Raw genomic sequence first — 24,610 nt, 5'->3', positions numbered from 1 at the left:
CGACCTGGGCGACCTCGGGCGGCGGAGGGCAGTAGAGCCGGGCCGCGTCCGACGGACCTGCCGGTCCGTCAGACCGGATGGACGGCGTGGACGGCGTGGACGGCGATTCGGACGCCGTCCTCGTCGAGGCACGCGCCGGTGGCCAGGTCGAAGCGCTGCTTGAGCAGGGGTGAGGCGACGTACACCCGGCCGTCCGCGGTGGAGCCGAGCAGGCCGCGGGAGAGGACGTACGCGCCGGTGAACGGGTCGCGGTTGTCGGTGGCGTAGAGGCGGTCGTTGGCGTCGCGGAACACGGCGGCCTGCCGGCCGTCGGGCAGCAGGACGGCGACGCCGCGGCCGGGGCCAGCAGGTCCCAGTCGCAGACCGGCGACCAGCCGGCGGGGGAGAGCAGTTCGACCCGGGTGGCCGAGGCGGTGATGGTCATCGGGCTTCCTCCAGAAGTCGGACGGGCAGGGACGGGGCGAGGCCGGGCCGCAGCGGCACCTCGCCGGACAACAGCACCAGGTCGGGCTTGACCTGGTCGCGCTCGGGCACGAACCGGATGCTCGGGTCGGGCACCCCGGGTGCGTTGACGAAGGAGACGAACCGGCGCAGCCGGTCGGGGTCGGCGAGGGTCGCCGCCCACTCGTCCTGGTAGCCACCGATGTGACGGGCCATCAGCGACTCCAGCTCGGCGGCGAGGCCGAGGGAGTCCTCGACCACCACCCGGCGGACGTGCTCCAGGCCGCCGTCGATCCGCTCCAGCCAGCCGGAGGTGCGCTCCAGGCGGTCCGCGGTGCGGATGTAGAACATCAGGAAGCGGTCGATCAGGCGGACCAGTTGCTCGTCGTCCAGGTCCTGGGCGAGCAGGTCGGCGTGCCGGGGCGTGGCGCCGCCGTTCCCGCCGACGTAGAGGTTCCAGCCGTTCGCCGTGGCGATCACCCCGAAGTCCTTGCCCCGGGCCTCGGCGCACTCGCGGGCGCAGCCGGAGACGGCGGCCTTCAGCTTGTGCGGCGAGCGCAGTCCCCGATAGCGCAGTTCGAGCCGGATCGCCATGGCCACCGAGTCCTGCACGCCGTACCGGCACCAGGTCGAGCCGACGCAGGACTTCACGGTGCGCAGGGACTTCCCGTACGCGTGGCCGGACTCGAAGCCCGCGGCGACCAGGCGGCGCCAGATCTGCGGGAGTTGGTCCACGCCCGCGCCGAACAGGTCGATCCGCTGGCCGCCGGTGATCTTGGTGTAGAGGCCGAACTCCCTGGCCACCTCGCCGATCACGATGAGCTTCTCCGGGGTGATCTCACCACCGGGGATCCGCGGCACCACCGAGTAGGAGCCGTTCCGCTGGAGGTTCGCCAGGAAGTGGTCGTTGGTGTCCTGGAGGGCACCCTGCTCGCCGTCCAGGATGTGCCCGGAGACGCCCAGTTCGGGTGCCAGCGAGGCGATGATCGAGGCGACCGCCGGCTTGCAGACCTCGCAGCCCTCGGCACCCTCGGGTGCCCGGCCGTGCTCGGCGAGCAGTTGACGGTGCGTGGAGATCCGGCGGACCAGGACGATCTCGTACAGCTCGGCCCGGGTGTGGGCGAAGCACGGGCACAGGCCGTGGTCGATCTCGGCGCCGCTCGCCGCCAGTTCGTCGGCGACGATCGTGCCCAGCAGCTTCACGCAGGAGCCGCAGTTGGTGCCGGCCCGAGTGCAGGCCTTCACCTCGGCGACGGTGCCGCAGCCGTGGTCGGCGACGGCGGCCCGGACGACGCCCTTGGTGACGTTGTTGCAGCTGCACACCACCGCGTCGTCGGGAAGCGCGGAACTCCCCAGCCGGACGGCGGAGTCCGCGCCGGCCGGGAGCACCAGCGACTCGGCGGGCACGGGCAGCGGGCGGCCGGTGCCGGCGAGCGGGCGCAGCGTCGCGTAGGCCGAGGCGTCGCCGACCAGGATGCCGCCGAGCAGCGCGCCCTCGCCGGAGACCACCAGCTTCTTGTAGACGCCGGCGCGGGCGTCGGAGTAGACCACGTCGAGCGCGCCGGGCGTGCTGCCGAACGCGTCGCCGAAGCTGGCGACGTCCACGCCGAGCAGCTTCAGCTTGGTGGACAGGTCCGCGCCGGTGAACGGCTCCGCAGCCTGCCCGGCGATCCGCCGGGCCACCGAGACCGCCATCTCGTAGCCGGGGGCGACCAGGCCGTACACCCGGCCGTCGGCCGCCAGGGCGCACTCGCCGATGGCGTAGATGTGTGGGTCGGAGGTGCGGCAGTGCGCGTCGACGGCGATGCCGCCGCGCTCACCGACCGTCAGGTCGGCCTCCCGCGCCAGCCGGTCGCGGGGCCGGACCCCGGCGGAGAACACCACCAGGTCCGCGGCCAGCTCCGAGCCGTCGGTGAAGGACATGCCGACGGCCCGCCCGGCCGAGACGCTGACCGCACTGGTGCCGACGCCGGTGTGGACCACCACGCCCAACTGCTCGACGGACCGCCGCAGCGCGGCGCCGCCCGCCGGGTCGACCTGAACGGGCATCAGGCGCGGGGCGAACTCCACCACATGGGTCTCCAGACCGAGTCCGCGCAGCGCCCCGGCCGCCTCCAGCCCGAGCAGGCCGCCGCCGACCACCGCACCCACCCGGGCCCCGGCGGCATAGGACTCGATCGCCTGCAGGTCCTCGATGGTGCGGTAGACGAAGCAGCCCTCCGCGTCCCGCCCGTCCACCGGCGGCACGAACGGGGCGGAGCCGGTGGCGAGCACCAGGGTGTCGTAGCGGAAGACGTCCCCGGCGGCGGTGGTGACGGCCCGGGCCGCCCGGTCGAGTGCGACGGCAGGTGAGGAGAGGTGCACCCGGAAGCCGTGCCGTTCGGCGAATCCGGGGTCGGCGAGCAGCAGGTCCTCGGGGGTCCGGCCGGAGAAGTACGAGCTCAGGGCGACCCGGTCGTAGGCGGGCCGGGGTTCCTCGGCGAGCACGACGACCTGGTGGCGGTCGGCGGCTCCGGTCTCGGCCAGGGCCTCCAGGAAGCGGTGGCCGACCATGCCGTAGCCGACCAGGAGCAGCGTGGGCTTGGTGGTGGTCATCGGGAAGTCCCTCCAGGATCGTGCCCCGGTGCCGCCGGAGCGCCGACCGGGGCCCACTCCTCGGCGCCCCGGCCGCTGTCATGGCACCGAGCCTCGCCCGGGGGTGTTTCCCGACCTGTGCGGCACGGTTTCGCCGCCGGAACTTCGATCTCAGCGGCGGGCGGCGGCAGTTGTGAGAGCCTCGGCCCGCCCGACGGGCCCTATAGCAGGTGACGGGCCCGGACGCGGGCAGGATCGCTGATCCCGCAGGAGATTCCCGAAGAACCGGGTACGCCGGGTCAGGGGAGTGCGTACCCTGCACGCAGAGGAGCGGATTCGAAGATCGGCTCCGAGTCCGGCCGGGGAGCTGGCATGGCAGCTGACATGCGGGTGAGGGGACGTGCCGCCCACTCCGCGGTGCTGCGCGAGCTGCACCGGCTCTGGGACGCGGCCCGCACGACCGGGGACCGGACGATCACCCAGAAGCGCCTGGCCCGGCTGGGCGGCATCGGCCCGTCCACCCTCAACGGCTGGCTGACCGGTCGCTCCGTGCCCCGGGAGACCGACCGACTCGCCGTCGTGGCGGAAGAGTTGGCCCGCGCCGCCGGCCGGCCGGTGCGCCGGGCCCGGTACTGGGCCGCCCTGCTGGAGGCCGACCGGGCCCGCCAGAGCCGCGGCGGGACGGTGCTGCGCAGGTCCGGACGGTTCGTCGCGGCGAACGCCGCGCCCTCCGCCGCGGCCCGGGCAGCGGCGGCGGTCGGCCCGCCGGGTGTCGGCGTGCGGTCGGCAAGGCCGCCGGACCGGCCGGGGCACGGCCGCTCAACCGCCGCCGACCGGTATCGGCCGTCGCCACGCCGTACCTGACGGAGTGTGAGCGCGACAGCCTCGGCGCGGCGCGGGCACCCGAGGCGGCGGCGTGCCATCGACCGGCGGGCCCGGGACAGGACGCGCCACCGGACGGCTCGGCCCGACCCGACGGCCGCATCGTCGAACCGGGCACCGCGACGGCCGAGGAGCGCCTGCCCGAGGGGAGCCGCGCCGCCGACCGGCGCGTCGGGGACGGGCAGTTGAGCACCGGTGCCGGAGACACCGCCCGGGCACACGACCAGGTCGAGCGGGTGGTGACCGGCGGACAGCCCGGGGAATCCGCCGCTTGCGACGAGGACCGAGCGGCGGTCGGGGGGACGGGCCGGGCGATCGTCCGGTGGGACAGCGCGTGGGAACAGGGGGTCACCACGGTGCGCAAGGCAGCAGAAGTGCGGGAAGCTACCGGCCGGACCGACGAGACGGTGGTCGGCTGGGAGCAGGGCGGAGCCGTCGGCGAGGAGTTGGCCTGGCAGGAGGCCGCGGCGCCGTTCGCCCGACACGGCCAGTGCTGGGAGCAGCCCCGGTTCGCGTACCTCGGCGATCCCCAGACACTGCGCGAGCGGGCCGAACAGTGCGAGCGGGACCGCGACGTGGCGGGCGCGCTGCACTGGTACCGCGAAGCGGCCGGAGCCGGCAGCGAGGCGGCGCTGTTCCAGGCCGCCGACATGCTGGAACGGAACGGCGACCGCGTCCGGGCGGTGCACTGGTACGAGCTGGCGGCCCGGCGCGGCGACGTCTACGCGATGCGTGAACTCGGCCGGCTGCTGGCCGACCTGGGGCGGACCAGGGAGTCCGCCGCCTGGCACCGGGTCGCCGTCCGGGCGGGCGGCCGGCCCGAACTGCCCGAGCCCGTACGGGTGGTGGAGCCGCTCGACCGACGGCCGGCCCCGGCCGCCGAGGCGGTCGCGACCCGGCCAGCCGGGCAGTCGGCTCCGGCGGACGCCGCGCTGCTGGCCGCCGCGGTGGAACTGCTGAAGGACGGCGGCCGGTACTTCGAAGCGGACCTGCTGCTCCGCTCGGCGAACCGCCCGGAGCCGGAGCAGCTGCGGGAGGCGTCCCGGATGCTGTACGACTCGGTGACCTCCGACGGGGCGATCGAATGGGTGCAGCGGTTCGCCGACACCGGGGACCGGCAGGCCGTCCGGGAGGCGGCCGAGATGCTCGAGAACCGCGGCCGGACCGAGGAAGCACTCGACTGGTACGCCCGGGCCGCCGCCGACGGCGACCGGGACGCCCTGGTCGCAGCCGCCCGGATGCTGGCCGACCGCCGCCAGGTGCAGCACGCCCTCGACTGGTACCGGCGGGCCGCGGAGGCCGGGGTGCAGACGGCGGAGCGTGAGGCGTCGATGTTCCGTCAGCAGGTGGATGCCGCCGAGGAGCGGGCTCTCCGACGCCGCCGTGAGCGGGAGCAGCGGGCGCTGGCTGCCGCCCCGACGGAGGTCGGTGGCGTGCCGGGCGGGCCGGTGCCGGGTCGCTGACCTCGTCCGACGGGCGTCCCCAGCTGCGCCGAGCAGTGACCGGCGGGCCGCGGAGCGTGAGGCGTCGATGTTCCGTCAGCAGGTGGATGCCGCCGAGGAGCGGGCTCTCCGACGCCGCCGTGAGCGGGAGCAGCGGGCGCTGCCTGCCGCCCCGACGGAGGTCGGTGGCGTGCCGGGCAGGCCGGTGCCGGGGCGCTGACCTCGTCCGACGGGCGTCCCCAGCTGCGCCGAGCAGTGACCGGCGGGCCGCGGAGGGTGAGGCGTTGATGTTCCGTCAGCAGGTGGGCGCTGCCGAGGAGCGGGCCCGGGAGCATCGGGCGCACGGACCGGTCGCGGGTGTTCTGCTCCTACCCCGTCGGCTGAGGAGGGGGCGCGACCGGGCCGTCCGGCACCAGCGGGACTGCCCGCCGCACCGGTCGCACCCGCCGGGACCGCGCCGACCTGCCCGCCTCGCCCGGCGGCCGTTCCCGTCCTGGCCGAGCATCGACCGGCCGTCGGCCGCAGTCCGCCGCTCCCGCGCAAGGTCTCGTGAGGTCCGGGAAACCGGCCGTGACCGGTGGGCAATCGGGGTGAAACAGCCGTCCGGCAGGGTGGCGGGATGACGACCACCTCGTTCCCCGGCCGGCCCGCTCCGGTGCGGGTGCTGCATGCGGCCCGCCGTCCGGCGCTGGTGCTGGTGGCGCACGGGTCGCGGGATCCGGCGGCGGCAGCCGCACTCGGGCGGCTGCACGCCAGGTTGTGCGGGGCACGGCCGGAGCTGGACGTCCGGCTCGGGCACCTCGGGCTGAACGAGCCGTTGCTGCCGCAGGTGTTGGACGGGCTGAGCGGCCGGGCGGTGCTGGTGCCGCTGCTGCTGAGCCGCGGCTACCACAGCAGGACGGACATCCCGCGGACGCTGTCCGCGGCTCCGCATCTGGCGGGCGAGTGCGCCCCGCCGCTGGGGCCGGACCCGCTGCTCACCGGCGTGCTGGCCGACCGGCTGGCCGAGGCGGGCTGGCGGGGTGAGCCGGTGGTGCTCGCCGCGTCGGGCTCCCGGGATCCGGACGCCGCAGAGGATGTGGGGGTGCAGGCCGGGTTGCTGTCCGTGCGGCTCGGGGTCGAGGTCCGGGCGGGGTTCGTGGCGGCGGGCGGTCCGAGCGTGGCTGCCCGGGTGGCCGAACTCGCGGGGGAGGGGCACCGGCGGGTCGCGGTCGCCTCGTACTTCACCGCCCCGGGCGACTTCGCCCGCCTGGCGGCCGCGGCGGGCGGCGCGCTGACGTCGGCCCCGCTCGGCGATCATCCGCTGCTGGCGCGGCTGGTGCTGGAGCGGTACCGGTCCGGCGTCTCCAGCGCCCTGCGCCGGACGGGCCGTCAGGGCTGACGGCGGGTCAGTCGGTGCAGGTCGCCGCGGGCAGGCCGGCGGTGTCCAGCGGCCGGCGCTCGGTGGGCAGGTCGCGGACGCGGCGCATCGGCGAGCACCAGAGGATCAGCGCGGCCAGCGGCACGCCGACGGTCATCAGCCACATCGCGGGGCGCACGCCGATCTGGGTGCCGAGGAAGCCGGCCAGCAGGGCGCCGAGCGGGATGGAGCCGAAGTTGAGCACCGCGCTGCTGGCGGAGAGTCGGCCGAGCAGCTCCGGCGGGCAGTAGCGCTGCTGGAAGGTCGACTTGATGACGTTGCCCGCGACCACGCCGGCGGAGGCGCCGAAGCCGCCGATCAGGTACCAGGCCAGGCCGAGGCCGCGGCCGGTCAGCGGGATCAGGACGGTCAGGGCGGGCAGGACGAGTTCGAGCACCAGCATGGCGCGGGAGGTGCCGAGCCGGGCGGCGACCCGGCGGGCGAACGCCGCGCCGACGATGCCGCCGGTGGAGGCCAGGCCGACCAGCAGTCCGACGGTGCCCTCGCCGATGCCGACCTCGCGGATCAGGAAGACCACCAGCAGTGACTGATAGCCCGTCAGCACCAGGTTGGAGGCGGCGCCGAACAGGGTGAAGGTGCGGAACCAGACGTCGGAGGCGAGCAGTCGCAGGCCCTCGCCGATCTCCTGGCGCAGCGCCCGGCGGGGCCGGTCGGTGCGCACGGTCTCGCGGTGGCCGATCCGGGCGGTGCACCAGAGCGAGAGCAGGAAGGTCGCGGTGTTGGCGAGCAGTCCGTTGACCGGCCCGGCGAGTTGGGCGATCAGGCCGCCGCTGCCGAGTCCGACGATGCCCGCGGCGGAGGCGCTGCCGTGCAGTTTGGCGTTGCCCTCGGCCTGGTCCGCGGGGTCGAGCAGCTGCGGCAGGTAGGCGGTGTACGCGGTCTGGAAGAACACCCCGGCCGCTCCGGCGAGCAGGGCGACGGCCAGCAGGTGCCACAGCGTGAGCGTCCCGGCGAGGGCGGCCAGCGGGACGGTGGCGTACAGGACCAGCGAGAGGGTGGTCGCGGTGAGCATGATCGGGCGGGACCGCAGCCGGTCGACCCACACTCCGGCGGGCAGGCCGATCAGCAGCCAGGGCAGCCAGCCCGCCGCGCCGAGCAGGCCGATCTGGAAGGTGCTCGCGTGCAGGGTGCTGACCGCGATCAGCGGGAGGGCGAGGCCGGTGACGGCGGAGCCGTACTTGTTGGCGGTCTCGCCGGTCCAGAGCAGCCGGAAGTCGCGGTGGCGGCGCAGGAGTCCGGCGGGCCGGCCGGCGGCCGGGTCGGCGGGAAGCGACCCCGGGGGGAGCGTCCCGGCGGCGGGCGCGGCCTTGCGGGACGGGAAGCGGCGGGACTCGGCGGGGGCGGGCGACGTCATGGCCGATCGGGGTCCTTTCGGGGCAGTGCCTGGATCTGGACGAGGACCGGCCGCGCGGCGGGATCGGGGGCGGCGTCCGGGTCGGGGGTGTGGCGGGCGACGACGGCGCTCAGCTCCTCGCCGAGGGCGAGCAGTTGAGCGGGCGTCAGGCGCAGGTTGCTCCAGCTGCTGATCAGGCCGGAGCCGTGCCAGTCGCCCTCCCACTCGGCGGCGAGCGAGTCGGCGACCCGCTGGAACTGGGTGCGCAGGTTCTCCGCCTGGTAGAGGGCGACGGCCGCCTTGGCGGCGGGGTCCTCGTCGAAGTCGGCGGCGGCGACCGTGATCGCGCCCGGTGCGGCGCGCCACCAGCGTTCCCGCTTGGTGCCGCGGCCGGTCTCCTCCTCGATGAACCCGTGTTCGGCGAGGTGCCGCAGGTGCCAGCTGATGGTGCCGGTGGACTCGCCGGTGCGGTCGGCGAGCCGGGCGGAGGTCGAGGGGCCGTTCAGCCGGAGCTCCTCCAGCAGCCGCATCCGCAGCGGGTGGGCCAGGCCGCGCAGGCTACCGGCGTCGAGCCGGCGGCGCGGGGGTTCGTCCTTCGGTGCGGGTGCGGGTGCGGCGGGGTGTTCTTCGGGGCGGTGCTCGTTCATGGGGATCACACTAGGGTGCAGAGAGTCCTCTGCATAGACCTCTTTGCAGAGAAGTCTCTGCATTTTCCGGCCGCCTGTCGGAGTACGGCGGAGGGCACCCGCCCGAGCACCCGCCCGACGCCCGCTGTTCGCGCGGCGCACGGCCGAATGTCCGTCACCCGGCGTACGGTGGCGGACATATGAAGAACACCACTCCGTACGACCCGCAGTCCGAAGCACGATGGGTGCCCGAGCCCGACAAGCGTCCCGGCCGCACCGCCTTCCAGCGCGACCGAGCCCGCGTGCTGCACTCCGCCGCGCTGCGCCGCCTGGCCGGAACGACGCAGGTGGTCGCGCCGATGCGCAGCGACTTCCCGCGCACCCGCCTCACCCACTCGCTGGAGTGCGCGCAGGTCGGCCGCGAGCTCGGCGCGGCGCTCGGCTGCGACCCGGACCTGGTGGAGACCGCCTGCCTGGCCCACGACATCGGCCACCCGCCGTTCGGCCACACCGGCGAGGAGGCGCTCGACCAGGCCGCCGAGGCGTGCGGAGGCTTCGAGGGCAACGCCCAGTCGCTGCGCATCCTGACCCGGCTGGAGCCCAAGCGCTTCGCCCCGCTCGACGAGCCCGAGGTCCGGCTCTCCCCGTGGCCCGGCCGCAGCGTCGGCCTCAACCTGACCCGCGCCGCGCTGGACGCCGCCACCAAGTACCCGTGGGCGCGCGGCGGGCACCCCACCGACCCGGCCTCCACCAAGTACGGCGTGTACGGCGACGACCTGCCGGTGTTCCGCTGGATGCGCTCCGGCGCGCCGGTCGGCCGCCGGTGCTTCGAAGCCACCGTGATGGACTGGTCCGACGACGTCGCGTACTCCACCCACGACGTCGAGGACGGCCTGCAGGCCGGCCACATCGACCCGGCGGCGCTGCGCGCCCCGCAGGAGCGCGCCGAACTGTTCGCGATCGCCGAGCGGTTCGCCGCGGACACCGGCCCGGAGGAGTTCGGCGAGGCGCTCGACCGGCTGCTCGCCGCGGACTGGTGGCCCGCCTCGTACGACGGCACCGCCCGCGCCCGGGCCGGCCTGAAGGACCTCACCAGCCAGCTGATCGGCCGGTTCTGCCTGGCCGCCGAGCAGGCCACCCGAGCCCGCTACGGCCCCGGCCCGCTCACCCGCTACGCGGCGGAACTGGTCGTCCCGCGCGAGGTCCGGCTGGAGTGCGCGGTGCTCAAGGCGGTCGCCGTCCGGTACGTGATGCAGCGCGATGAGCAGGCCCAGCTCCGCTCCCGCCAGCGGGTGGTGATCGCCGAGCTCGCCGACGCCCTGCTGCGCACCGCGCCGGACGGGCTGGACCCGGTGTTCGCCGCGATGCACGCGGAGGCCGAGGACGACCGCGCCGCCCTGCGCACCGTGATCGACCAGATCGCCACCCTGACCGACGCCTCGGCCCTCGCGCTGCACGCCAAGCTGGTCGGCCGGCCCGGCTGATCCGCCCCGGGCCGGTGCCCCCGGATTGTCCGACCCGCTCCCGTAGACTTTCCAAGTGGCCGGGAGGATCAGGGACGAGGATGTGCAGGCGGTGCGTGCCGCTCTGCCGATCGACGCCGTGGTCGGCGACTACGTGCAGTTGGCCAACGGCGGCGGCGCCCAGCTGAAGGGCGTGTGCCCGTTCCACGACGAGAAGTCCGCGTCGTTCTACGTGCACCCCGGCAAGGGCGTCTTCCACTGCTTCGGCTGCGGCGAGTCCGGCGACACGATCACCTTCCTGATGAAGATCGAGCACTGCTCGTTCGCGGAGGCGGTCGAGCGGATGGCCGCCCAGGCGGGCATCACGCTGCGCTACGAGGAGGGCGGCTACAGCCCGCGCCACCAGCAGGGCGAGCGGACCAGGCTGATCGAGGCGCACAAGGTCGCCGCCGCCTGGTTCCAGGAGCAACTGGCCACCCCCGAGGCCGAGATCGGCCGCCGCTTCCTCGCCGAGCGGGGCTTCGACGAGGCCGCCGCCAAGCACTTCGGGGTGGGCTACGCCCCGGTCGGCTGGGAGCACCTGGTGCGCTTCCTGCGCGGCCGCGGCTTCACCGACAAGGAGATCTCGGTCGGCGGCCTGGCCTCGCAGGGGCAGCGCGGCGGCCTGATCGACCGCTTCCGGGGCCGCCTGGTCTGGCCGATCCGGGACAGCTCGGGCGACGTGGTGGGCTTCGGCGCGCGCCGGCTGCGCGAGGACGACAACGGCCCGAAGTACCTGAACACCCCCGAGACGCCGATCTACAAGAAGTCCAACGTCCTGTACGGCATCGACCTGGCCCGCAAGGAGATCGCCAAGTCCGGCCGGGCGGTGGTGGTCGAGGGCTACACCGATGTGATGGCCTGTCACCTGGCGGGCGTCACCACGGCGGTGGCCACCTGCGGCACCGCGTTCGGCGAGGACCACATCAAGATCATCCGCCGGCTGCTGATGGACACCTCCACCTACCGCGGTGAGACGGTCTTCACCTTCGACGGCGACGCCGCCGGCCAGAAGGCCGCCCTGCGGGCCTTCGAGGACGACCAGAAGTTCGCCGCCCGCACCTCCATCGCCATCACCCCCGGCGGCATGGACCCGTGCGAACTGCGCCTCGCCCAGGGCGACGAGGCGGTCCGCACCCTGGTGGAGAACCCCGTCCCGCTGTTCGAGTTCGCGCTCCGCTCGGCGGTCGCCCGGCACCGGGTCGACACCGCCGAGGGCCGCGCCGCCGCCCTCGAAGAGGCCGCCGGGATCATCGTCAAGATCAAGGACCGGTCGATCCAGCACGAGTACGCCGTCCAACTGGCCGGCATGGTCGGCATCCTGGACGAGCAGTTCGTGGTCCGCCGGATCTCCCAGCTCGCCCGCTGGCAGCGGGAGAATCAGCAGAACGGCCAGAACCGGCAACTGCGCCGCGCCGCGCCCGCCGGGCAGCAGCCCGTCCGGCCGGAGCGGCCGGTGTTCCGGCTCAACCCGCGCGACCCGGGGCAGTTCGTCGAACGCGAGCTGCTCAAGCTCGCCCTCCAGCACCCGGACCTGGTCAGCCCGGCCTTCGACCAGTACGGCGAGGACGAGTTCCCCACCCCGCCCTACCGGGCCGTCCGCCGCGCCATCGGCCAGTGCGGCGGCGCCGCGTACGGGGCGAGCCTGCAGGACTTCACCGGCGCCGTCCGCGAGGCCAGCCCGGACGACCAGGTCCGCGGGCTGGTCACCGAGCTGACCGTGGAGCCGATCCGCTCCCGCCGCAAGGTCGACGAGGTCTACGCGGGGGAGTTCCTGGTCAAGCTCCGCCTGCAGGCCGTGGACCGCCGGGTGGACGAGGTCCGCGCCCACCTGCGCCGGCTGGGAGACCGCGCCACCGCCGAGGAACTGCACCCGGTGCAGAGCGAGTTGTGGGCCCTGCAGCAGTACGGGCAGCAGCTGCGCTCGCGCGGCGTCGCCGCGCTCTGAGCCGTCCGGGCACCCGGCCTTAGCCGCCCGTGCGGGTGGCATCCGCGGGCCTGCCGGGTGCCGGATGTGCGGCTGGCGGACGCCCGCAGGTGCCCGGGCCCGCCGGGCTGGGTATCCCCTCCGGTGTGGCGCGGCACCCCCAGGCCGCGCGCGGCCCCTGGAGGGATGCCCGTGGAGCTGTCATTCGCCCGCCCGCACCGGACCGCCCCGCCCGGGACGCCGCGATCCCACTCCAGCCCGGCCCGGCCGGCCCGAACGCGTCGCCTGCACCGGCCCGCACCCCGGAGCACCCGCCCGGGACGCCGAGGCCGCCGACGCCACCGGGGACGCCTTCGAGGCCGCACCCGGACCGACCGCCGACGAACTCCCCGACGAGCCCCCGGAAGCCGCCCTGGACGAGGGCACCGGCCCGGCCGCCGACCTGCTCCGCCAGTACCTGCGCGAGATCGGCCGGATCCGGCTGCTCACCGCCGCCGAGGAGGTCGAACTCGCCTGCCAGATCGAGGCCGGCCTGTTCGCCGAGCTGGCGCTCGACCGCACCCCGGGCGCCGACGAGCGGCTCACCGACGACCTGGACCGGCTGGTGGTGCTCGGCCGGATCGCCAAGCGCCGCCTGATCGAGGCCAACCTGCGGCTGGTGGTCTCGGTCGCCAAACGCTACGTGGGGCGCGGCCTGACCCTGCTCGACCTGGTCCAGGAGGGCAACCTCGGCCTGATCCGGGCGGTGGAGAAGTTCGACTACGCCCGCGGCTACAAGTTCTCCACCTACGCGACCTGGTGGATCCGCCAGGCGATGAGCCGCGCCCTCGCCGACCAGGCCCGCACCATCCGGGTGCCGGTGCACGTGGTCGAGCTGATCAACCGGGTGCTGAGGGTGCAGCGCGCCCTGCTGCAGGAGCGCGGCGTGGAGCCGACCGCCGCCGAGGTCGGCCTGGTGCTGCAACTGTCGCCGGAGCGGGTCCGCGAGGTCCTCAAGCTCGCCCAGGAGCCGGTCTCGCTGCACACCCCGGTCGGCGAGGAGGACGACGTCGCCCTCGGCGACCTGATCGAGGACGCCGACGCCGCCTCGCCGCCGGAGAGCGCCGCCTTCCTGCTGCTGCGCGAGCACCTGGAAGCGGTGCTGGCCACCCTCGGCGAACGCGAGCGCCAGGTGGTCCAGCTCCGCTACGGCCTCGACGACGGCCGCCCCCGCACCCTGGAGGAGATCGGCCACCTGTTCGGCGTGACCCGGGAGCGGATCCGGCAGATCGAGGCGAAGACCCTCCGCAAGCTCCGCGAGCACGCCTCCGCCGACCAGCTCCGCGGCTACCTGGACTGACGGCCCGTCAGTGGTGGAACCCGGAGCGCTGCGGCACCCCCAGCTCGCTGAGCGGCGCGGGCTGGCGCTCCAGCTCGGGCAGCAGCCGCCGCAGGTCGGCGAGCAGCAGGTCCGCCAGGTCGCGGGTGAACCCGTTGCGGCACACCACCCGCAGCACCGCCAGGTCGGTCCGCCCCTCCGGGAAGGTGTACGCGGGGACCTGCCAGCCGCGTTCGCGGAGCCGCCGGGAGACGTCGAACACGTCGAACGGGCTCTCCGCGACCGTGCTGAACGCGAACACCGGCAGCTGGTCGCCCCGGGTGACCAGCCGGAACGGGCCGAGCTTCTCGATCTCCCCGGCCAGGTACTGGGCGACGTCCCGGCAGGCCTGCTGGACGGCGTGGAAGCCGGAGCGTCCGAGCCGCAGGAAGGTGTAGTACTGGGCGACCACCTCCGCGCCCGGCCGGGAGAAGTTCAGCGCGAAGGTCGGCATCTCGCCGCCCAGGTAGTTGACCTTGAACACCAGCTCCTCGGGCAGCGCCTCGCCGTCCCGCCAGAGCGCCCACCCCACGCCGGGGTACACCAGGCCGTACTTGTGTCCACTGGTGTTGATCGAGGCCACCCGGGGCAGCCGGAAGTCCCACACCAGGTCCGGGTCCAGGAACGGCGCGACCATGCCGCCGGACGCGCCGTCCACGTGCACCGGCACGTCGAGGCCGGTGCGCTTCTGGAACTCGTCCAGTGCGGCGCAGATCTCGGCGATCGGCTCGTACGAGCCGTCGAAGGTGGAGCCGAGGATGCCGACCACACCGATGGTGTTCTCGTCGCAGTGCGCCACGGCCTGGTCGGCGGTCAGGTGGAAGCGGTCGCCCTCCATCGGCACCAGCCGGGCCTCGACCTCCCAGAAGTTGCAGAACTTCTCCCAGCAGACCTGCACGTTGATGCCCATCACCAGGTTGGGCCGCGCCCCGGCCGCGTACCGGTCGGCGTTTCGCCGCATCCAGCGCCGCTTGAGCGCCATCCCGGCGAGCATGCACGCCTCGCTGGAGCCGGTGGTGGAGCAGCCCACCGCCACCCCGGGGTCGGGCGCGTGCCACAGGTCGGCGAGGATCGCCACGCAGCGCCGCTCCAGCTCGGCGGTCTGCGGGTACTCGTCCTTGTCGATCATGTTCTTGTCGCGGCACTCCGCCATCAGCCGGTCCGCGTACTCGTCCATCTGCGTGGTGACGAAGGTCGCCAGGTTGAGCTTGGCGTTGCCGTCCAGCATCAGTTCGTCGTGGATCAGCTGGTGGGCGACCGACGGCGGGATCGGAACCCGGGGCAGCCGGTGCAGCGGCGGGGCCACCTGCATCGCCCCCAGCGGATCGGTCAGCACGTGCAGCGGACTGAACGGCAGCCGGCGGTCCTCCCGCCCGTGCTCCGACCCCTGCCCCTTGTGCAACGCCATGACGAACCGTCCCTCCAGTGGTGAGAGCCCCCACGTTGCCACCACGGGACAGCTGACGCATCCTCAGCAGCCCGCCGCGGAGCGGTTCCCGACGCCCCGTCAGGAGCTGGCGGCGGTCTCCGGGTGGTGCTGCTCGCGCATCGCCGCGTACTGCTGGCGCACCGCGTTGCCGACCGCCAGGTCGTGCTCCTGGTCGGGGGCGAGCAGCGTGACGTCCGGCAGCTCCCACTGCGGGGGCTCGGGCGTCCCGGCGAGCGCCCAGGCGGCCTGCCGGGCCGCGCCGCGCGCCGCGTGGTCGCCGCGCGGCGGCACCACCACGGGAAGGCCGAACACCAGCGGCGCGATCTGCTGGACGGCGGGCAGCCGGCCGGCCGTCCCCAGCAGGAACACCCGGTTCACCGTGACGCCGTTCCCGCGCAGCACGTCCAGCGCCTCGGCCAGGTTGCACAGCATGCCCTCGACGGCGGCCCGCGCCACGTGCTGCGGTCCCATCGACTCGGCCCGCAGGCCGGTCAGGGTGCCCGCCGCCTGCGGCAGCTTCGGGGTCCGCTCACCGTCCAGGTACGGCAGGAACACCATGCCGTACGCGCCCGGCGAGGACTGCAGGGCCAGCTCGGACAGGCCCTCCAGGTCGGTGCCGAGCATCCCGGCGGTGGAGCGCAGCACCTGCGCGGCGTTCAGCGTCGCCACCATCGGCAGGTGCCGGCCGGTCGCGTCCGCGAACGAGGACACCAGGCCGGACGGGTCGACCACCGCCCGGTCGTGCACCGCGAAGATCGTGCCGTTGCCGCCCAGCGACACCACCGCGTCGCCCGGGACCAGCCCGAGGCCCAGCGAGGCCGCCATGTTCTCCCCGGTGCCCGCCGAGATCAGCAGCCCCTCGGGCGTGTGCCCGGCGGGCTCGGCCGGGCCGAGAACGTCCGGGACCTTCAGCTCGTGGCCGAACGCCAGCTTGATCAGGTCCTGCCGGTACTCGCCGGTGATCGGCGACCAGTAGCCGGTCCCGGACGCGTCGCCGCGGTCCGTGGTGCGCCGGCGGGCGCCGCCCAGCAGTTGGGAGACCAGCCAGTCGTGCGGCAGCAGCACCTCGGCGATCCGCTGCGCCGACACCGGCTCGAACTCGGCCAGCCAGCGCAGCTTGGCGATGGTGTACGTCGGGCCAGGTACCGCGCCGATCGCCTCCACCCAGGGCTCCGGGCCGCCGAGCGCGTCCAGCAGCGCGGCCGCCGAGCCCGCCGAGCGCGGGTCGTTCCACAGCAGTGCGGGCCGGACCAGCACCCCGCCGGCGTCCAGGCCGATCAGGCCGTGCTGCTGGGCGGACACCCCGATCGCCCGGACGCCCTCCAGCAGGCCCCGGCAGCGGCGTCGCCGAGCGAGTGCAGCCAGGTCTGCGGGTCGACCTCGGTGGTTCTGGCCTCGTCGCCCTCGGGCAGCGGATGAGGGGCCCGGCCCTGTCGCAGCACGGCGCCGGTCTCGGCGTCGCACGCGACGATCCGGGTGCGAGTGGTGGAGCTGTCGATGCCCGCGACGATGGCCATGCCGAGATCATGCCGCAGTCGACGGCCGGGGCGGGCCCGACTGCCGCAAGTGTTGCCCAGTCGGTACCGGAACCAACCCCGCCGCCGACCCTCCGTGCCTGGTCGGAGGCGTTCCGTGCCGGGCCGGAGCCGTGCGGTGCGATCAGGGGCGGACGGTACCCCAGCCGTCGTCCTCGCCCTGGTGCTTGGCGAAGTACGGGACGCGCTCGGTCAGCGCGTTCGGCAGCTTCTCCCCGACCTTGTCGGCCACCGCCCCGGCGGCCTTCCCGGCCACCGCGCCGGCCTGCTGCTTGGCCTTGCCCGCCGCGTCCTGCACCCGCGGGTTCTCCCGCAACTGCTTGGCCGCACCGGCGAGCTGGTCGTACCGTTCCCGCCCGGCCCGGGCGCCGAGGACGTACCCGATCCCGATGCCCACGATCAACGACACCTTCCACATGCCCTGGTTCCACCCTTCGTCGCCGCGCGATTGTGTGCCGCGTCTACCCGTCCGGCCGGGCCGTGAACCGCCCTGCCGGTGGCGGGTCCGGGCCAGCCGGATCCGCCGTGCACCAGCATCCCCGTCCGCACCGTGCGGCGCGCGCGGGCGCGCCGGACCGGCCCGCCGCCGCGGTGGGGGAGGCCGGAGCCGAAAGCGATTGGCGGAACACCCCCCTGAGTGCGCTAATGTATGTCCCGCAGCGAGCACCGTGGGCCCCGGAGAGATCCGGAGACCGGGGTGGGCGAGGCGGAAGCACGATCCTCCATAGCTCAATTGGCAGAGCAGCCGACTGTTAATCGGCAGGTTATTGGTTCGAGTCCAATTGGAGGAGCGCGGTCCCCCATAGCTCAATTGGCAGAGCAGCCGACTGTTAATCGGCAGGTTATTGGTTCGAGTCCAATTGGGGGAGCTTCACCGGAAGTCACGGTGATCGGTACAGAGCGAAGGCCCTTCGGTGAGACCGAGGGGCTTTCGTGTTTTCCGTCACGCACCCGTCCTCGGCCCCTGGCCGCCGACGGGACCCGGGCGCCGAGGACGCGTCAGCCGCCGGCCTGCCGGTAGAGCGCGGCGAGGCGGTCGCCGAAGGCCACGCTGTAGGAGACCTCCGGGCTGATCCCGCCCTGCTGGTAACCCCCTATCACCCCGACCACCTCGCCCTTGTCGGTCACCCAGGGGCTGCCGCTGGTGCCGTCGGTGAAGCCGGCGCAGTCGAAGCGCTGCTGGGTGGAGCTGCGCGAGGTGGTGCGGCCCTGGCAGGTGATCGGGGAACCGGAGGAGTTGGGGTAGCCGGTGACCGTGACGTTCAGCCCGAAGCCCAGCCCGGTGGCGACGGTGTCGGCGCCCACCACGTCCTCGATCTGCCGGCCGTTGAGCGGGTCGACGATCAGGAACGCGACGTCGTACCCCTCGTCCTCGTCGGTGCCCCAGCGCGGGTCGAACAGCACCTCGGAGACCGTCCAACTGCCGTACGGGGCACGCTGGTCGCGGTAGCCGGGGGCGAACACCAGGTCGTCCAGCGCGGTGCCGCGCGGGGCCGCGCAGTGGGCGGCGGTGATCAGCAGGTTGCGGCCGCGGCTGTGCACCACGCCCGCCGTGCAGGCCCGCATGCCGTCGGTGCCGTCCACGAACAGCGCCCCGATCCGGTTGCCGGCCGCGTCCGCCGGGGCGGGCCGGGCGGTCGGACGGCTGTCCTCGGCCTTCGGGGCGGAGTCACAGCCGGTCGCGGTCGCCGCCAGCAGGAGCACTGCGCAGGCCGCTGCGGCCGTGACACGGCCGGTTCGGGGAGAGGTGCGCGGCACCGTCACTCGCTTCCGCTCGGCGGCCCGCCCGAGGATCTCGGGCGGCGGACGCAGCAAGATCTACCAGGGCCCGCGCCACACCGGCAACCGCCTCGGCGGCGGGCCGCCCGCCCGCGTGTCGGGAACGCCGGAACACCGTCGGCCGGGTGCGAACTGCTGTACGGGCCGGCGCTTCCCGGCCGCCCGTCCCCGCCCGTCGCCGACCCGGTGAGCGGGCGTCACCGCCGCGCTGTCGCGGCGCTGCGGCCTGCCCTTTGCAGTGGCGGCGGGACCGGCGAGCAGGGGGCGCGAACGGGCGGCGCGAGCGGGAACGGACGGGGGTACCCGGATGAGCCCCCGGCGCGCACCACGGGTGATCGACCGGCTATGCTGCCGGGGCGGCCCTGAGGGGCCGTCTGCTGCTGCCAGGACCGCTAGTCGGCCCCGGCGGGTCGAGTCGGGGGGCGGTTAGCTCAGCCGGTTAGAGCAGGGGGACTCATAATCCCTTGGTCGTGGGTTCGAGTCCCACCCGCCCTACCTCGGCCGCTGACCGATCGTCAGCCGATGGGCCCCTCTGACCAGGCGAAACGCCGATGGGGGTCGCGTCAATCGTAGAGCACCGGTTCACCACTCGCCCTCCTCCGGCCCGGAAGTTCACCCTCTAGTGGACTTCTAGTGGACATGGCGCAGCAGAGCCCCCGTCTGACACGCTTTCACCCGGCCGCCGCCACCCGCCCGGCCGACAACGGAAGCAGCACCTCACCGCGGCACCCGGCGCGGGCACCCCGGAGAGGTCAGGAAGAACGGCCAGCCGGTGATCGACCTCGAAGAACGCCTGACCCGCGTCCACAACCCCGACGTACGACCGCTCGTCCAAGATGCCTACCGGAGCTACGCCACCGGCGTTCCGCGAGCCGCGATCGTCCTCACCTGGACCGCAGTCTGCGCCGACCTCATCGCCAAGGCGCAGGTCCTCGCCGAAGACGGCGAGCCGGACGCCAAGGCCCTCGCGCAGAAGGTCGAGGAAGCCCAGCAGCTCGGCGGCGCCAGCGACGAGAAAAAGCGCCGGGAGGGCGTAGGGAAGATGCTCGAAGTCGAGCGGGAGATCCTCGACGCCGCCCTCGCGCTGGAGCTGATCGACTCCAGCCAGCACGTCCAGCTGGACCGGCTGCGCGAGGACCGCCACCAGAGTGCCCACCCCTCCCTGCGGCCTCTCGGCGAGCTGTACGAGCCGACCGCCGAGTACGCCCGCGCCCACCTCTTGGCCGCGCTGGACGCGCTGCTGATCCACCCTCCGAGCCAGGGTCGCAAGATCGTGGCGAGTTTCGCCGCCGCCGTCGCCGACCCGGGTTTCGTCCTGCACCCGGCCCACCTCACCCACACCTACTTCGATCGGGTCCGCCCGGCGGCCCGAAACAAGGTGGTGGAGTTCGCGGCCCGCTTTGCCGTTCTGCAGATCGACGACCCCCAAGTCACCCTGCCGGCGGACCAGCTGGCGGACCGGATGGCTGAGTGCCTGCGCTGCTTCGCCGACCGGGACGCCGAGCTGGTGACGAACGCGATGGTCAAGCAGATGACGAAGCTGGGCACCGCATCGCCAGACGTACAGCTTGCCGCGTTCGCCAGACTCGGGAACATGCCGACCTTCTGGAAGGCCGCCCCCGAGACCCTTCGAGGGCTGTTCGAGACCCGGGTCGAGCAGATTGGCGCCAAGGCGAAGCTCAAGCCCAGCCTCGTGGGCGAAGAGTTCGAAGTCCTTGGGCTGGTCGTCAACGCTGAACTCCGGCAGGGGTTTCCCTCGTTGGTGCAGGCAGTGGGGAACCTGCACTACCTCGCGAGGACTTACCTGATCGCCAACCGGGAGGACGCCTTCTACACGCGCTACCTTGCCTCACTTCTCCGCGACGTCAAGAGCTTTGACTCCGGAGCTTCGGTTGCCGACCTGGCGGTAGTGCCGTGTGGGCGGTTCCTCGACCTGGAGACGCTGCGGGAAGTCCTCCGGGCCTGGTGGGACAACAACCAGAACTGGGGCCGACGGGTCAACGACAGCCTGGCCGCGTTCAAGCTGGCCACCGCCCACCTCGGCCCGGAAGGAGACGCCGTGTGGCGGGAGTTCCTGGAAGAACTTCGTGAGTATGAGGCCCTTCACCAGGACCTGGCCCGGCGCTTCGGGTTCACCGATGTGTTGGCAGCCCAGTCCGAGCCCGAATAGCACTTTGACGGGTTCGGAGACGGCAGCGGGGCGGCGATCTCCGGATCGCCGCCCCGCTGCCTGGGTCAGGCCGGTACCAACTCGCTGTTTCTTCGCGGTGGCCTGGACAGCTGCTGCTCTCTTCTCTCGCGCTCGCCGTAGCGCGGTCAACCGCCCGCCCCTCGGCACCGGCACCGGCACCGAGGGCTCGGCCTGGACCGGAGCTTCGGCAGGCGTGGGCGCTGCCGCAGGTGCCGCAGGTTCGGCGGCCGGTCGGCCGGCGCGGGGAACGAGGCTCAGGGCGGCTTCGGCCTGGGCCTGCTGGGCCTCCTTGAACACGTTGGTGTAGGTGTCCAGGGTGATCTGGATGCCGGAGTGGCCGAGCTGGTCGCTGATGTCCTTCGCTTCGGCTCCGCCGGCGTGGGCGAGGCATGCGGCGCCGTGGCGCAGCCCGTGCAGGGTGATGGGCGGCAGCCCGGCGTCCTCGACCAGCTTCTTGAACCGGTAGGTGAGGTAGTCGGGGTGGTAGCCCTCGCCGTTCTCCTTGGTGAAGACCAGGCCGGTGTCCTTCCACGCCGCTCCGGCCTTCGCGCGCTGCTCGGCCTGGCGGGAGTTGGCGGTTGGCGAGGAGTCGCGCCGTCTCGGAGTCGATGTTTGATGGTGCGCTCGGAGTCGGCTTTCGGCTCCGTTGCGAACAGCTTCTTGGCGACGTAGACGACCTGCTGGCTGATCGTCACTTCCATCTCGTCGAAGTCGACTTCGGACCAGGGCAGTGCGCAGGCTTCTCCGCGGCGAGGGCCGCGGAGGGCCATGAAGTGCCACAGGTCGAACAGCTCGTCGTCGACGTAGGTGTCGAGGAACTGGCCGAGGAGCTGGGGCGTCCAGACCATGACCTTGCTGGGGATCTCGCCAGTTGCGCGCCAGCGGGCGACCCGGGCGGGGGTCCACAGCAGGGGCTTCGGGGGCTTGGCCTTCGGCAGCCGCACCAGGTGCGCCCAGTTCTTCGTCATCTCTTCGGCGAGTACCGCGTCGCCGAGGGCACTGGAGAGGGTGGCGCGTACGCGGTGCTGGGTGGCCAGGCCGGTGACGCGCCGCATCTTCTTGCGTTCGGCGGCGAGGAGTTCGCGTGCCTCATGCCAAGCCGCTCGTAGGACGGCGCGGTCCTGCTTCGCGCCTTGGCGCCAGGCTTCGCGCTTGCGGTCGCAGTCGGCCGTGAGGAGCTGCACGTAGTCGCGGTGGACCTCGATGGCGGTGTTCCGGTCGGCGATCGCGGCGAACATCCGGTCGATGTGGACCTTGCGGAGGGCCTTGCGGTCGAGGTGGCCGATGAACGGGTTGATGTGGAGTTCGATGTGCTCGCGGTACTTGTCGGTGGTACCGATCGCTACGTCGTTCTTGGCGCTGGCCCACCGGTCAAGGTACTCGGCGATGGTCTCCCGGACGCCGACGTCGAGGCCGGCTTGGCTCTCGTCCCAGACCTTCTTGCATTCCTTGGCCGCCTTCTTCTGTGTGCGAAAGCCGCCTTGGCGAACACGGTGCCGGCTGCCGTCCGGGCGGGGCGGAAGTTCAATATAGAACCACCACGTACCGTGATCCCGCTGTTCCAACTTGGGGCACCCTGTTCCCAGCCAGCCGGACTTCTGCTGGCCGGTTTCGTCAACGACGGGTTGGCCCTTGAGGGGTCCGCGCCGATGGGTCAGCAGGCCCTTGCACATGCACTTTTTGTAGGTCTTCTCCTCGAACATCGGTCCGAGCCGCGCCCTCTCGCATCGCTTCCTGACCGTCCGTGGGCCGCCACGGACGGTGACTAGAATGTGCGTTCTATTCTGCCTTATTTTTCACTCGCTGTACACGCAATACCCTTGCGCTGCAAGGCTGTTCGGGCTGGTCGCCGAGTGCAAGCCGCGGTTCTATGGTTGTGAATCCTTCACTGTTTCGCGTTATCGTTAACTGCTCGTCGTCACCCATCGTCGGCCTTGCCGTCGCGGGTACGCTGAGCACCACGGTTGGCGCGGGGGAGAAACGCGACTGACTGGGATGAAGATCGACAGCAAGGCCAACGACGGCGCACGGACGGAACGCGGCATGACGTTGCAAGAAGTCCTGGGCCTGCCGGTGACCATCAACGTGGTAACCGCAGCCCGTGCGCTCGGGACCGGGCCGAACACGGCATACGAAGCGATTCGGAATGGGAACTTCCCGCTGGACGTGATCACCGTGGGCGGCTCGCGCCGAGTGCTCACCGCGTCGCTCTGGAAGCTCTTGGGTGTCGAAGGGCATGTCTCATCAGGCGATGTGTGATGCCCTCGACGTGATGGAGACTCTTCCAAGAGTCTCCATCACGTCGAGGGCTCGATGGAGGATACGGTGGCACCGAGACTCTTCGGTTTCCGCGACGCGGCCAAGTCCGCGCTCTTGGACGACGAGGCCAACGCCTTGCGGGAAGCGGCACTGCTGCGGATCAACGGCGGAGCCTTCTCCGTCTCAGCGGCGTACCTGCACGACAAGGGGCTCGTCGGCACCCTGGGCTCCGAGTTCACCGGGCAAACCGTCGCCCGGCTGTTCCGCAACCCGGCGATCGCCGGGCTCAAGCGCAAGCCGGACGGACGCCTGGTCGCCGCCGGCCATCCGGGCATCCTCACCCCGGAGCAGTTCGCCCAGTTGGAACACCGGGACGCCGAGGAAGCGCAGAGCGACTCCGGCAGCCGGACCGCCGACTACGAGTACGTGTACGGGTCGAGTGACCTCGTCGTGTGCGGGCTGTGCGGGGCCAGCTTCCACGGTCTGCGGACAAACGCGGGCCACCCCGGCTACTGCTGTCCCGACGGGCCGCGCGCTGACCGGCCAGGCACGTGCGGACGAGTCCGGATCTCGGCCCAACTGCTCGAAGACCACCTCGGCGAACAGATCGTCGCCAGGCTTGCTCTGCCAGCCACCCAGCGCGACCTGGAAGCCGCCCGGGAAGAAGCCCGGGCCCTGGCTGCCGACCTTCGCGAGGAACTGGACACCCTCAACGCCGGTGTGAACTCGCTCGCCGGCATGGTGCTCCGCCACGAGATCACCGCCAGCTCAGCCAAGGCGGCCAAGGCGGAGGCGAAGCAGAGGAAGAAGGAGATCAGCCGTCGCATCCGGGTCCTGGAACGTGCGGCCGCCACCCCGGTCGTCGGAAGTGTGCCCGAACTGGTGGCTTGGTGGAACGCGGCACCCGCCGAGGCGAAGGCCGGACTGGCGCAGCTGATGCTCCACCGCGTCGACGTGTTCCCCGGCGGGCAGGGAGTGCGCACGATCAAGCCTGGCAGGGTAAAGCTCTGGTGGCGCAACCAGCCTCCCCCGCCCCCCGTGGGCGACGTACGGGACCGGGTCAGCAGCGGCGGCGACGGGGGGACGGCACGGAGCACGCCGTGACCCCGGCGAACAGGAAGACGGCGAAGGCCGCGATGCAGACGGAACTGATGCCGCACTGGAGGCCGGTGGCCCATGCCCGTCCGGCTGTCTGAGTAAGAACGACGAACGCGCTCTCCGTCACGCCCCACAGGGCGCAGCACAGGGCCCCGGCGGCGATCAGTCCTTGCCCGGCGGCGATGACGTGGTGCCCCGCCCGGCCGTTGTCGATCGCGAGCAGCGCGCAGTCCCAGGCGATAGCTGCACCGGCCAGCGCCCAGTAGCCGGCAACGGCCAGCAGGAAGGCGGCCACGCCATCGTCGACGGCATAGTCGTCGGTGAAGCCTTGCCCGCTGTCATTGGCGACGACGAACAGCACGACGGCTTCTATTGCCACCGCCGCGGCGACCCCGGTACGCACCAGCAGGGCCGATCGGTAGGCGCCAGGCTGGTACGTCCACGGGACCAGCAGCAGCTGTACGCCGCTGAGCGAGACCACGGCGGCCAGATGCGCCAGGAGCACAGGCAGGTTCTCCACGCCCAGCACGGTTTCGAGGCGATCGTAGACACCGGGCACCGATAGGACGAGGGCGACCAGGCCCCCGATGGTGGTGATGGAGCGGGACCAGCGGTGGATTGTGCTGTGCCATCCGCTCCATCGTGTCGCCGACCACACGGCGACGACGGTCGCCACGAAGGTGACGGCCAAGGCTGGACGGAGCAGTGTCGTCGTGATGTCCACGGCGGATTCGATCTCGATTCGTGCAGGCCGCCACAGGCTGGGACGGTTCTATCTGAACGGGCCGTTGATCTCCCGTCGGCTCGCTTCTGCG

16 protein-coding genes, 3 tRNA genes and 3 pseudogenes are annotated in these 24,610 nt (G+C 72.8%); 12 read left to right on the top strand and 10 right to left on the bottom strand.

All coding sequences use genetic code 11. The features are described 5' to 3' along the window. Positions 1-68: 68 nt before the first annotated feature. Positions 69-424, bottom strand: a pseudogene (gene nirD / locus KCH_RS12480) (nitrite reductase small subunit NirD). After that, positions 421-3,036 carry a nitrite reductase large subunit NirB gene (nirB, locus tag KCH_RS12475; protein WP_035862634.1) on the bottom strand — a complete coding sequence of 872 codons (2,616 nt, stop codon included), beginning with the start codon at positions 3,034-3,036 and terminating at the stop codon, positions 421-423. Before nirB ends, nirD begins: the two are co-directional and overlap by 4 nt. Positions 3,037-3,387: 351 nt before the next feature. On the opposite strand from nirB, the gene KCH_RS12470 reads away from it, so the two are divergent. From KCH_RS12470 to KCH_RS12455, 3 genes are all read left to right on the top strand, one after another. Beyond that, complete coding sequence (locus tag KCH_RS12470; protein WP_157032023.1) at positions 3,388-3,879, top strand: helix-turn-helix domain-containing protein; 492 nt, start codon at positions 3,388-3,390, stop codon at positions 3,877-3,879. Positions 3,880-4,271: 392 nt separating this feature from the next. After that, positions 4,272-5,360 carry an SEL1-like repeat protein gene (locus tag KCH_RS12465; protein ID WP_157032022.1) on the top strand — a complete coding sequence of 363 codons (1,089 nt, stop codon included), beginning with the start codon at positions 4,272-4,274 and terminating at the stop codon, positions 5,358-5,360. A gap of 598 nt (positions 5,361-5,958) precedes the next feature. Beyond that, positions 5,959-6,720 (top strand): sirohydrochlorin chelatase, encoded by a 762-nt coding sequence (locus tag KCH_RS12455; protein WP_051653009.1) that lies wholly within the window; start codon positions 5,959-5,961, stop codon positions 6,718-6,720. A gap of 7 nt (positions 6,721-6,727) precedes the next feature. On the opposite strand, the gene KCH_RS12450 is transcribed toward KCH_RS12455, so the two are convergent. Continuing rightward, positions 6,728-8,113 (bottom strand): MFS transporter, encoded by a 1,386-nt coding sequence (locus tag KCH_RS12450; RefSeq protein ID WP_084223526.1) that lies wholly within the window; start codon positions 8,111-8,113, stop codon positions 6,728-6,730. Further along, complete coding sequence (locus tag KCH_RS12445; protein WP_035862624.1) at positions 8,110-8,739, bottom strand: winged helix-turn-helix domain-containing protein; 630 nt, start codon at positions 8,737-8,739, stop codon at positions 8,110-8,112. The genes KCH_RS12450 and KCH_RS12445 overlap by 4 nt, the downstream gene beginning before the upstream one ends. A gap of 179 nt (positions 8,740-8,918) precedes the next feature. On the opposite strand from KCH_RS12445, the gene KCH_RS12440 reads away from it, so the two are divergent. The 3 genes from KCH_RS12440 to KCH_RS12430 all read left to right on the top strand — a co-directional run bounded on the left by KCH_RS12440 (position 8,919) and on the right by KCH_RS12430 (position 13,486). Then, positions 8,919-10,202: a deoxyguanosinetriphosphate triphosphohydrolase gene (locus KCH_RS12440; protein ID WP_035862622.1), complete on the top strand. Its 1,284-nt coding sequence runs from the start codon at positions 8,919-8,921 to the stop codon at positions 10,200-10,202. A gap of 55 nt (positions 10,203-10,257) precedes the next feature. Next, positions 10,258-12,168 (top strand): DNA primase, encoded by a 1,911-nt coding sequence (gene dnaG, locus KCH_RS12435; protein WP_035862619.1) that lies wholly within the window; start codon positions 10,258-10,260, stop codon positions 12,166-12,168. Between the two features lie 64 nt (positions 12,169-12,232). Then, complete coding sequence (locus KCH_RS12430; RefSeq protein WP_157032021.1) at positions 12,233-13,486, top strand: RNA polymerase sigma factor; 1,254 nt, start codon at positions 12,233-12,235, stop codon at positions 13,484-13,486. Positions 13,487-13,493: 7 nt separating this feature from the next. Here KCH_RS12430 and gad read toward each other — a convergent pair whose 3' ends face one another. The 3 genes and pseudogenes from gad to KCH_RS12415 all read right to left on the bottom strand — a co-directional run bounded on the left by gad (position 13,494) and on the right by KCH_RS12415 (position 16,865). Further along, complete coding sequence (gad, locus tag KCH_RS12425; RefSeq protein ID WP_035862616.1) at positions 13,494-14,912, bottom strand: glutamate decarboxylase; 1,419 nt, start codon at positions 14,910-14,912, stop codon at positions 13,494-13,496. 99 nt (positions 14,913-15,011) lie between these two features. Next, a pseudogene (locus KCH_RS12420) lies at positions 15,012-16,450 on the bottom strand (FGGY family carbohydrate kinase). 142 nt (positions 16,451-16,592) lie between these two features. Then, positions 16,593-16,865 carry a hypothetical protein gene (locus KCH_RS12415; RefSeq protein WP_157032020.1) on the bottom strand — a complete coding sequence of 91 codons (273 nt, stop codon included), beginning with the start codon at positions 16,863-16,865 and terminating at the stop codon, positions 16,593-16,595. 321 nt (positions 16,866-17,186) lie between these two features. On the opposite strand from KCH_RS12415, the gene KCH_RS12410 reads away from it, so the two are divergent. Beyond that, positions 17,187-17,259 (top strand) — tRNA-Asn (locus KCH_RS12410). Positions 17,260-17,264: 5 nt separating this feature from the next. Beyond that, positions 17,265-17,337 (top strand) — tRNA-Asn (locus KCH_RS12405). 130 nt (positions 17,338-17,467) lie between these two features. Here KCH_RS12405 and KCH_RS12400 read toward each other — a convergent pair. Beyond that, positions 17,468-18,172, bottom strand: coding sequence for a trypsin-like serine peptidase (locus KCH_RS12400; protein ID WP_051653007.1), 705 nt, complete (start codon positions 18,170-18,172; stop codon positions 17,468-17,470). A 494-nt stretch (positions 18,173-18,666) separates the two neighbouring features. Here KCH_RS12400 and KCH_RS12395 point away from each other — a divergent pair. Both KCH_RS12395 and KCH_RS44365 read left to right on the top strand, forming a co-directional pair. After that, a tRNA-Ile gene (locus KCH_RS12395) sits at positions 18,667-18,742 on the top strand. Between the two features lie 277 nt (positions 18,743-19,019). Then, a complete protein-coding gene (locus KCH_RS44365) occupies positions 19,020-20,417 on the top strand; it encodes a hypothetical protein (protein WP_051653006.1) in 1,398 nt (465 codons plus the stop codon). A gap of 369 nt (positions 20,418-20,786) precedes the next feature. On the opposite strand, the pseudogene KCH_RS44360 reads toward KCH_RS44365, so the two are convergent. Then, a pseudogene (locus KCH_RS44360) lies at positions 20,787-21,218 on the bottom strand (hypothetical protein); the annotation flags it as partial. 1,215 nt (positions 21,219-22,433) lie between these two features. On the opposite strand from KCH_RS44360, the gene KCH_RS12380 reads away from it, so the two are divergent. Together KCH_RS12380 and KCH_RS12375 are read left to right on the top strand one after the other, a co-directional pair. Then, positions 22,434-22,697 carry a hypothetical protein gene (locus tag KCH_RS12380; protein ID WP_035862607.1) on the top strand — a complete coding sequence of 88 codons (264 nt, stop codon included), beginning with the start codon at positions 22,434-22,436 and terminating at the stop codon, positions 22,695-22,697. A 66-nt stretch (positions 22,698-22,763) separates the two neighbouring features. After that, positions 22,764-23,801: a recombinase family protein gene (locus KCH_RS12375; protein ID WP_035862603.1), complete on the top strand. Its 1,038-nt coding sequence runs from the start codon at positions 22,764-22,766 to the stop codon at positions 23,799-23,801. On the opposite strand, the gene KCH_RS12370 is transcribed toward KCH_RS12375, so the two are convergent. Next, complete coding sequence (locus tag KCH_RS12370; RefSeq protein ID WP_035862601.1) at positions 23,758-24,519, bottom strand: hypothetical protein; 762 nt, start codon at positions 24,517-24,519, stop codon at positions 23,758-23,760. The two genes, KCH_RS12375 and KCH_RS12370, sit on opposite strands and share 44 nt — an antisense overlap. Between the last annotated feature and the right edge of the window lie 91 nt (positions 24,520-24,610).

The organism is Kitasatospora cheerisanensis KCTC 2395 (assembly GCF_000696185.1).
In the GTDB taxonomy this organism is placed as follows: domain Bacteria; phylum Actinomycetota; class Actinomycetes; order Streptomycetales; family Streptomycetaceae; genus Kitasatospora; species Kitasatospora cheerisanensis.
The sequence above is the reverse complement of the archived record's forward strand: the minus strand, read 5'-3'. Positions and strand labels throughout refer to the sequence as shown.

What these genes read in the sequence shown, in the direction of transcription:
- KCH_RS12450 (WP_084223526.1), bottom strand. Translation starts at nt 8,113, where the DNA reads ATGACGTCGCCCGCCCCCGCCGAGTCCCGCCGCTTCCCGTCCCGCAAG.
- KCH_RS12455 (WP_051653009.1), top strand. Translation starts at nt 5,959, where the DNA reads ATGACGACCACCTCGTTCCCCGGCCGGCCCGCTCCGGTGCGGGTGCTG.
- gad (WP_035862616.1), bottom strand. Translation starts at nt 14,912, where the DNA reads ATGGCGTTGCACAAGGGGCAGGGGTCGGAGCACGGGCGGGAGGACCGC.
- KCH_RS12430 (WP_157032021.1), top strand. Translation starts at nt 12,233, where the DNA reads ATGTGCGGCTGGCGGACGCCCGCAGGTGCCCGGGCCCGCCGGGCTGGG.
- nirB (WP_035862634.1), bottom strand. Translation starts at nt 3,036, where the DNA reads ATGACCACCACCAAGCCCACGCTGCTCCTGGTCGGCTACGGCATGGTC.
- KCH_RS12440 (WP_035862622.1), top strand. Translation starts at nt 8,919, where the DNA reads ATGAAGAACACCACTCCGTACGACCCGCAGTCCGAAGCACGATGGGTG.
- KCH_RS12445 (WP_035862624.1), bottom strand. Translation starts at nt 8,739, where the DNA reads ATGAACGAGCACCGCCCCGAAGAACACCCCGCCGCACCCGCACCCGCA.
- KCH_RS12380 (WP_035862607.1), top strand. Translation starts at nt 22,434, where the DNA reads ATGAAGATCGACAGCAAGGCCAACGACGGCGCACGGACGGAACGCGGC.
- KCH_RS12470 (WP_157032023.1), top strand. Translation starts at nt 3,388, where the DNA reads ATGGCAGCTGACATGCGGGTGAGGGGACGTGCCGCCCACTCCGCGGTG.